Consider the following 8,408-nt stretch of genomic DNA (forward strand, 5'->3'; position numbering starts at 1 on the left):
CCCCTCACCCCTCAGTGCGAGAGGTCGCAGCAGCTCCCGCGCCGCATCCGCTCGCCCACCTCCTGCCAGTGCTCCCGCGTCGCCGCGTCGAGGCGGCGCGGCGTCGGCTCGGGGAACGCGGCCACCAACTCCCTTCGCGTGTACGGGACTCCGCCCCGCAGCACCGACTCCGTACGCACCAGCGAGTCGAAGTCCGTGAACGGATCCCCGTCGACCACCACCAGGTCCGCGAACCGCCCCGCCTGAAGTGTGCCCAGATCCTGCTCGGCGCCGAACGCGCGGGCGGGCAGGACCGTGGCCGTGCGCAGCGCCTCGGCGGGCGAGAGGCCGTACCGGTGCAGGGCGCGCAGCGCGAGGTGCAGGTGCAGGCCGACCGCCACCAGCGGCTGGTCCGTGCCCAGGGCGACCAGGCCGCCCGCGGACAGGATGCGGTGGTAGATCTGCACCTCGGAGCGGATCGTCGCCAACTGGGCCTCGGTGGGCGGCTTCCCGGCCGCCGCCTCGACCGTGGCGACGTCCCAGGGCGGCATCAGCCGCGTCACCCGCTCGTCGCGCGCGAGCGCCGGATCGGCGCCGACCAGCGGGGCGGCCGTGAACGGCGTCGCCACCAGATGGAAGTCGCCGTGCGTGTAGATCTCCGTGACGTCCTGCGCCGAACGGCCGCCCGCCGTCAGCGAACGCCCGAACTCCTGTCGCTGCGTGGCCTGCAGATGGGTCGTCAGATCCTGGCCGAGCTGCATGCCGGGCGAGAGCAGATGGCTGCCCGCGCGCACCCCGAGCTCCTCGTGCGCGAACCGTGCGGCCTCCGCCATCACCCAACCCGGCGCGCGCACATACGTCTTGACGAAGTCCCACTCCAGGGTCGCCCCGCGCCGCAGCGAACGGCGCAGGCCCGCCTTCGTGGTGTGCGCCCGGCTCATTCCGTACGACGGGCGCGGGCCGTCCAGGAGTTCGCCGGTCGTGAGCAGCCGAGGCCCGGCCAGCTCGCCGGCGGCGACGGCCTCGCGCAGGCGGGCCTGCTCGTACGCGAAGCCGCCGAAGGAGACGGCGGTGGTGATGCCGTACGCGAGTTGCAGCGCGGTCTGGCGGCCGCCGTACGTGGCCTGCCACGGGTGGGTGTGCGCGTCCCACAGGCCGGGCAGCACGGTGTGCGCGGACGCGTCGACGCGGCGCTCGGCGGCGCGGCCCGGCCGGTGCGGCTCTACGGCGGTGATGCGCCCGCCGCTGATCACGAGGTCGACGTCCTCGCGCACCGAGTCGTCGCCGCCCGTGCCGTCCCAGAGGCGGCCCGCGTGCACCACCGTGTCGGCGGGCGTGGGGCGGCGGTGGTCGAGCGGGACGCGGACCGTGCGGGCGACACCGGTCGCGATGTCCACGAGGCGCAGCCGGCCAGCCGACTGGTACAGGATCCGGCGGCCGTCCGCCGACCACGTCGGGTGGTCGGCCGGCTCGTCGCCGAGCAGCTTCGGCGTCCCGTCGGGCGTGCCGTCCGGCCGGATCGGCAGCAGCCACAGCGCGGACTCGGCGACGAGCGCGAAGTGCCGACCGTCCGGCGACCACACCGGGCCGCTGCCGTAGCGGTCGGAGAGCGACTGGTGCGGGGCGAGTGCGTGCAGGCGCGAGGAGCCGTCGGCGACGTCAGCGACGTCGACGATGCGGATGACGTTGTAGCCCTCGCGGAAGCGCTGGTTGAGCCGCGCCAGATCGCAGAGCGCGATGTGCCGGCCGTCTGGCGACCAGCTGGGCCGCCCCGGCGCGCCGCCCGCCCCGAGCGGCGCGGCCACCTTCCGCTCCTCGCCCGAGTCCAGGTCCAGGACCATCAGGTTGTACGCCATGTCGAGCGTCGCGAGCCGCCGCCCGTCCGGCGAGAGCGCGGGGTGCACGCGGCCGCCGCCCACGAGCACCTCCTCGCGGCCGGAGTCGAGGTCGCGGCGGTGCACGGCGTGCAGCCCGTCGCGGTCGTCGGAGTAGAGCAGGGAGCGGCCGTCCGGGGCCCAGCTCGGCGCGAGCGCGTACCGCGTGGCCTCGGACCTGACCAGGCGGCGCGGCGGCCGTCCGCCCGAAGTGTCCGCGAGCCACAGGGAGTTGAGCGCCCCGAACGCGACCCGGCGGCCGTCGGGCGAGAGCGCGGGCAGATGCAGCGCCCGCACCGGACGGCTGCCGCCCGGGTCGAGGTCGTACCGCTTGGCGCGGTAGCGCGGCCGGTCCACGGAGAGCTCGCCGCGGAACGGGATCGCCTCGTATCGCTCCGGCTGCTCGGGGCGTACGAGCCGGAACTCGCCGTCGACGGTGAGCAGCAGCTCGTCCGGGCCGGTCCAGCGCGGCGGCACCGGATGCACGTCACCGGCCACCGCGACGGCCGCGCCCGCCACCATGAGCGTGCAGGAGGCGCTCGGCGCGGGCGTGGTGCGCAGCACCGCGAGCCGCCCGGCGGGGGAGAGGGCGGGCGCGGCCAGCTGCGTGCCGGTGCGCTCCTCGGCGTACTCGGTCGTGACGGGTCCGGTGCCGTCGGCGCGTACGGACGCCACGGTGCGGGCGTCGAGACCGGCGGCCGCCGGGAGGACCCGGGCCCGGACGAACAGCACGCGCTCCCCGTCCGGGGACCAGGTCGGGTCGAAGTCCTCCCAACGGCCGTCCTGGTGCGGGCCGTTCTGCTCCGGCACGCCCGTGAGCCGGGTCAGCGCGCCGGAGTCCAGGTCGAGCACCCAGATCCGGTACGGGCTGCCCGTCACCGGGTCGCCGCCGCGCTCGGAGGCGAAGGCGATCCGGCGGCCGTCCGGGGACCAGGCCGGACCGCGGTCGTCCCAGGGGCCCTCGGTGCGCTGGGTGAGGTCCGAGCCGTCGGGCCGCAGGGTCCACAGGTGGAACGCGCCGCCCCGGTACGCGCAGACCGCGAGCAGACTCCCGTCGGGTGAGAACACCGGCCGTGTCGGTTCGAGATCGGCCGGGGTGAGCGGCGTCGCCGTGCCGCCCGAGCGGGGCACCGACCACAGCACGCCCTGCACCTCGGCGACCACCGCGCCGTCCGGCGCGAGCGTCGCCGCGCCGTTGGTCGCGGCCGTGAACGTGTACCCGACCTCGCTCCCGGCGGCCGCGGCCGCGGGCCGGGGGAGCGCGACGGTCGAGGCCAGGGCGGCGGTGGCGGCGGCGCCCTGCAGGAAGCGACGTCTGCTGACGTCGCCGGGGCCGGTGTCGGCGAGGCCGGTGTCGGCGTGGGCCTGGGGTGCGTCCGGGAAGTCCAACGGTCCTCCAGTGGGAGCGCGGTGCTCGATGCCGAGCACCCGACGGGCGGAGCGGGGCCTTGCACACGTACACCGTGATCACGTGTGCGGAGGAGTCTGCCCAGGCCTGCGGGGCGCGCGGAACACCAGGTTGAGCCGTTGGAGGGCTGCGGACCGGCCAATTCCGGCCAGTTCGCCGGGCCGGACCGGACCGGGTCGGACCGGTGGGCCTACGCGGCGTCGGCGGCGTCGTCCCGCTGCCGGTCGGCGCTCGGGCCCTCCGCGTACCACTCGCGCACCAGCGCGTCATAGATCGGCGTGCTCGACGCCGGGGCCGCGGACGCGGGGGACGGCGGGGCCGGCTGCGGGGTCTTGGTCATGTTCATACGTGTGCTTCCGGAAAGGCTCGTTGCATTTGTCACCGCGGCACCGTACGGCACCCGACCTGCCCGAAGCTGTGATCGATCTCTCCCATGTATCCCTCCCATGTATCCCTCCCATGGATCTCTCCCGTCGATCTCTCTCGTGGCCGGACTGCCCCAACTCGGCCGCTCCGTACGGGCGGCGGCTCAGGCCCCGTTCTACTCCGGATCCCCCGCGTCGAGCGTCACGCCCGGCCCTCCCCGTGCGCCGAACCCTGTACCCGTCGGTGTGTGCTGCGCGGACAGCTTGGGCGCGCACGCGCCTCGTGGTGCCGCAGCGGGCTGCCGAGCAGTTCTCCCCGCTCCGGGACCGGGCCCAGGGGCGTCTCCCTGGCAGATCCCGTACGGGTGATCACGGGCGTGCCGTACGGTCGGCGGGGCGCGGTCGCACAACGATGACGGCATGTCACTCATCCCCACCCTCGCGCCGCTGCGCCGCCGCTTCCTGCTGCCCGCGCTCGCCGCCGTCTCCCTGTTCACCGCCGTCGTACCGGCCGCGGACGCCGCGCAGGCGCACCAGGCGGGCCTGCACTGCCCGCAGTCCGCCTGCGGATCGATCAGTGTGGGCACTCCCTCGCTCGCACCACCGGCGCAGGAGGGGGAGGCGTGCACCAGCAAGGAGCAAGTCGTCTGCCGGATCAGGGAGATGACGCCCGCCGAGCGGTTCCAGGCGCGTGAGGTGCGCGTCCGCTACCACGGGCTGCTCACCGACATGGGCCGCAGGCGCTGCGAGTTGGAGCAGGCCGGGGCGAACCCCGAGACCGTCGCCCGCGAGCTGGTACGGATGCGCAACGAGGCCAAGGACATCGCCCGCGCCGGCATGACCCCCGCCGAGGTCGCCGCCCTGGAGGAGCGCAACCTGAAGAAGTACGGCAACCCGCTCGGCCCGACCGCCGACCAGCTGTACGCCAAGTACGGCTCCTGGGAGCAGGTCGTCGAGTCGGCGGGCCGCACCAGCGCGGCCGTCGACGGCGAGCTGGGCCTCGCGTACAAGGCCTGCCCCTGCGAGTACGCCCACGCGGCCTGACGTATCCGACGCGCGACGGCTCCGGACCGACGCCCCGCACGGGGGCCGGTCCGGAGCCGTCGTCATGTGGCAGCCGTGCTCGCGCGGCAGTCGTCGTCATGCGGGCCCTCCGCAGCCCGAAGGGTGTCAACGGGCGGCGGGGAGGGCAGGGAGCGACGGGACGGACTGCCGCCGAACTCGCCTGTGTCCAGCGTGTGTTCGCGATATCGGCAGCATCCGGGTATCGGACGAGGCGAACGACGTTGAGGGGTGGGTGAGCGGACATGGGCCGACTCGTGCCGGCGGTGACCAGGGCGCTGGACATCATGGAACTCTTCCTGGAGGGCGACGGCACGCTCTCCGCGCCCGACATCGTGCGCAAACTGGGCCTGCCCCGTACGACCGTGCACGAGCTCGTCACCACCCTCGCGGCCCGCTCGTACCTCGTGCCCGTGCCCGAGGCGCCCGGCCGCTACCGGCTCGGCGTGCGCAACCACCAGCTCGGCAGCCGGTACGCGGAGAAGCTCGACCTGGCGGCGGAGGGCCGGCGCGTCGCCCAGGAGGTCGCCGAGACCTGCGACGAGACGGTGCACATGGCGATCCTTGAGGACGTCGACGTCATCTACATCGCGAAGGTCGACTCCACCCACGCCGTCCGTATGGTCTCCGCCAACGGCCGCCGCCTGCCCGCCCATTGCACCGCCGTCGGCAAGATGCTGCTCGCCGCGCTGCCAGAGGAGGAGCTGGAGGCGCGCCTCGAGGAGTGCGGGGAGCTGGTCGCGCTCACCCCGAACAGCGTCACCGGCTTCGACGAGCTGCGCGCGGAACTCGCCACCGTACGGAATCGGGGCGCAGCCGTCGAGCACCGCGAGGCCAACCCCGACGTCAGCTGCGTGGCCGCGCCCGTGCGCGACAGCTCGGGGGCCGTCGTCGCCGCCCTGTCCATCTCCGTGCCGATGGTGCGCTGGAGCGAGGACCGCGAGCGCGAGCTGACCGACCTCGTCGCCAAGGGCGCGGCGGACCTCTCCGTCCGCCTGGGCCACCGCGGAGCTTGATCCCGGAAGCGGTCGACCCCGGTCGGCCGGCCGCCGAATCGATCCCCTCCCCCCCTTCCCGAAAGACCGCCGTCGGCGAAGCCGCGAGGTGTTGGGGGCGCGGGGAACTGCGCGATCGGCCACGACGGTGCGGCAGCCGAATGACGGGATGGGGGTCCGGGATTGGGGGCGCGGGGAACTGCGCGATCGGCCGCGACGGCGCGGCAGTCGAACGACGGGATCGGGGTCCGGGGCGGAGCCCCGAAGCTGCCGCAGGCTTTCGGGAAGGGGCGGGGAGGGGAGTGACCGAGGTGCACCCGGTCGACGGTGCGGGGAGTGACCCGAGGTGCACCCAGTCGACGGTGCGGGTACGTACCCCGGAATGAACCGCTTCGAGGAACACGGAGTACTGATCACCGGCGCAGCCCGAGGCATCGGCGCAGCCACAGCCGCCCGCCTGGCCGAAGAGGGCGCCCGAGTCCTCCTCGCCGACATCGACGGCCCAGCCGCCGAACACACCGCGGCCGCCCTACGCGAACAGGGCGCCACCGCAGAGGCGTTGACCTGCGACGTGGCCTCCCGCACCGACGTAGAGGCGGCAGTGGCGCACGCCGTGGCCCGCTTCGGCACCCTGGACGTGCTCGTCAACAACGCGGCCTCCTGCACCGTCGACCTCCCCCGCTTCGAGGACGAGCCGGACGAGTCCTGGCAGCGCGACCTGGACATCACCCTGAACGGCGCCTTCCGCTGCGCCCGCGCCGCCCTGCCCCACCTGGAGGCCTCGGGCCGCGGCGCGATCGTCAGCATCGGCTCGGTCAACGGCGAGGTCTCCTTCGGCAACCACTCCTACAGCGCGGCCAAGGCCGGCCTCGCCTCCCTGACCCGTACGCTCGCCGACCACGCGGGACCGCGCGGCGTACGCGTCAACCTCGTCGCCCCCGGCACCGTGCGCACCTCGGCGTGGGCGGGGCGGGAGGACCGCCTGGAGGAGGTGCGCCGGCTGTATCCGCTGGGCCGGGTCGGCGAGCCCGAGGACATCGCCGCCGCCGTCGCCTTCCTGGCCTCCCGCGACGCCTCCTGGATCACGGGGACGACGCTGCGCGTGGACGGCGGACTGCTCGGCGTGAACACGGTGTTTCGGAGCGCACGGGAGGAGTGAGCGCCGGGCAGGGCGAGCGAGGCGTGCCGTACGGTCTGCGGGAGCCAGCCCCAAGAACAACCTCAGGAACCTCAAGCACCCCAAACACCCCCAGAACCCGAGAGAACAGGAAGGCACCGCGCACCATGAGCGACAGCGATCTCCTCGACGTGACCGTGGACCAGGGCACCGCCTTGCTCACCCTGAACGACCCCGGCCGCCGCAACATCATCTCCGGCGCCCTCGTCGACCGAGTCTGCGCGGCCTTCGACGAGTTGGAGGCCGACCCCGAGGTCACCGCCGTCGTGATCACCGGTGCGGGCAGTGCCTTCTGCGCCGGGGCCGACCTCGCGGATCTGCTCGCCGCGGCCGACGGCGACTCCGCGGGCGTACGGCGCGTCTATGACGGCTTCCTGCGCGTGGCCCGTTCCCCGCTGCCGACCGTGGCGGCGGTCAACGGCCCGGCGGTGGGCGCGGGGTTCAACCTCGCGCTCGCCTGCGACGTCCGCATCGCCGGGGCCTCCGCCTGGTTCGACACCCGCTTCCTGAAGATCGGGCTGCACCCGGGCGGCGGCCACACCTGGATGCTGCACCGCCTGGTCGGCCCGCAGACCGCCGCAGCGCTCGTGCTGTTCGGCGAGCGGCTTGACGGCGCCGCCGCGGCCGCCGCCGGCCTCGTCCTGCGCTGCGTGCCCGACGACGAACTCCTCACCGCGGCCCTGCAGTTGGCGGGCCGCACGCGGGGCGTCGACCCGGAGCTGCTCCGCCGTACGAAGCAGACCCTGCGCACCGCGGGCGACGGCCGCGGGCACGACGACGTACTGGCCGACGAGACCCGCGAGCAGCTCTGGTCCCTCGGTCTGCCGGACACCCGCGAGCGCCTGGACGCCTTCCGCAAGGAACTCGGCGGCTGAGGCGACCGCAACCGTTCGAGGCGACCACGACCGTCGCCGGGCGGACCGTCAGCCCCTGCGGACCTTGCGCCGGGCGCGGGAGCGTGAACGGCCGCCGCCCGGCGCGGACTTGTCGAGCGCCGCGGAGTCCCTGCGGAACGCCCACTCCATCTTTGGCTCCATGGCGAACCGGAAGGCACGCTGCACGGGCGCGGTGCACAGCACGGTGACGATCGCCCCGGCGACGAACGTGAGGGCGATCGCGCCGAGCGGGGTGTGCATCCAGTCGGCCTCGTACCAGTCCCAGAAGCGGGAGCCCTTGGCGAGGAAGCCGTGCAGCAGGTAGCCGTAGAGGGTGCCCGCACCGAGGGCGGTGAACCAGAAGTGGCGGCGCGGGATCCAGGCGAAGAAGCAGGCGACCAGGATCAGTGAGCAGGCGAACATGCCGAGGGTCATCGGCACGCCCACCCAGCCGGGGACGCCGAGTTCCTGCGCGCTGTCGCGGCGGTAGAACCAGGCGGCGTTCATGCGCGGGGCCGCCCAGTACGCGAAGACGAGCGCGCACGCGAACACCGGCACCGCGAGCAACCGGACCTCGCGGCGGCGCACGAGCTGGAAGTGCTCCGGCTTCAGGCAGAGGCCGAGCACGAAGAACGGCAGAAACTGCAGGACGCGTTGGAGGTCGAGGTCGTCA

The 8,408-nt window shown here is 74.1% G+C and carries 7 protein-coding genes; 4 read left to right on the plus strand and 3 right to left on the minus strand.

Annotated elements, in window-relative coordinates; genetic code table 11:
* Nucleotides 1–11: 11 nt before the first annotated feature.
* Both QIS96_RS08480 and QIS96_RS08485 read right to left on the minus strand, forming a co-directional pair.
* Entirely contained in the window at nt 12–3,242 is a 3,231-nt protein-coding gene (locus QIS96_RS08480; RefSeq protein ID WP_282541800.1) for an amidohydrolase family protein, read from the minus strand.
* A gap of 209 nt (nt 3,243–3,451) precedes the next feature.
* Nucleotides 3,452–3,607, minus strand: a complete 156-nt coding sequence (locus tag QIS96_RS08485) for a hypothetical protein (protein WP_282541801.1) — start codon at nt 3,605–3,607, stop codon at nt 3,452–3,454.
* Between the two features lie 439 nt (nt 3,608–4,046).
* Here QIS96_RS08485 and QIS96_RS08490 point away from each other — a divergent pair, with 439 nt between their 5' ends.
* From QIS96_RS08490 to QIS96_RS08505, 4 genes are all read left to right on the plus strand, one after another.
* On the plus strand, nt 4,047–4,670 hold the full coding sequence (locus QIS96_RS08490; RefSeq protein WP_282541802.1) for a hypothetical protein: 624 nt from the start codon (nt 4,047–4,049) through the stop codon (nt 4,668–4,670).
* Between the two features lie 263 nt (nt 4,671–4,933).
* Complete coding sequence (locus tag QIS96_RS08495) at nt 4,934–5,704, plus strand: IclR family transcriptional regulator (RefSeq protein WP_282541803.1); 771 nt, start codon at nt 4,934–4,936, stop codon at nt 5,702–5,704.
* Nucleotides 5,705–6,065: 361 nt separating this feature from the next.
* Complete coding sequence (locus tag QIS96_RS08500) at nt 6,066–6,842, plus strand: SDR family NAD(P)-dependent oxidoreductase (RefSeq protein ID WP_282541804.1); 777 nt, start codon at nt 6,066–6,068, stop codon at nt 6,840–6,842.
* A 125-nt stretch (nt 6,843–6,967) separates the two neighbouring features.
* Nucleotides 6,968–7,735, plus strand: a complete 768-nt coding sequence (locus QIS96_RS08505; RefSeq protein WP_282541805.1) for an enoyl-CoA hydratase — start codon at nt 6,968–6,970, stop codon at nt 7,733–7,735.
* Nucleotides 7,736–7,783: 48 nt separating this feature from the next.
* On the opposite strand, the gene QIS96_RS08510 is transcribed toward QIS96_RS08505, so the two are convergent.
* The coding region (locus tag QIS96_RS08510) for an acyltransferase family protein (protein WP_282541806.1) at nt 7,784–8,408 on the minus strand (625 nt) is incomplete at its 5' end.

It is taken from the genome of Streptomyces cavernicola, from assembly GCF_029968035.1.
GTDB classification, from domain to species: domain Bacteria; phylum Actinomycetota; class Actinomycetes; order Streptomycetales; family Streptomycetaceae; genus Streptomyces; species Streptomyces cavernicola.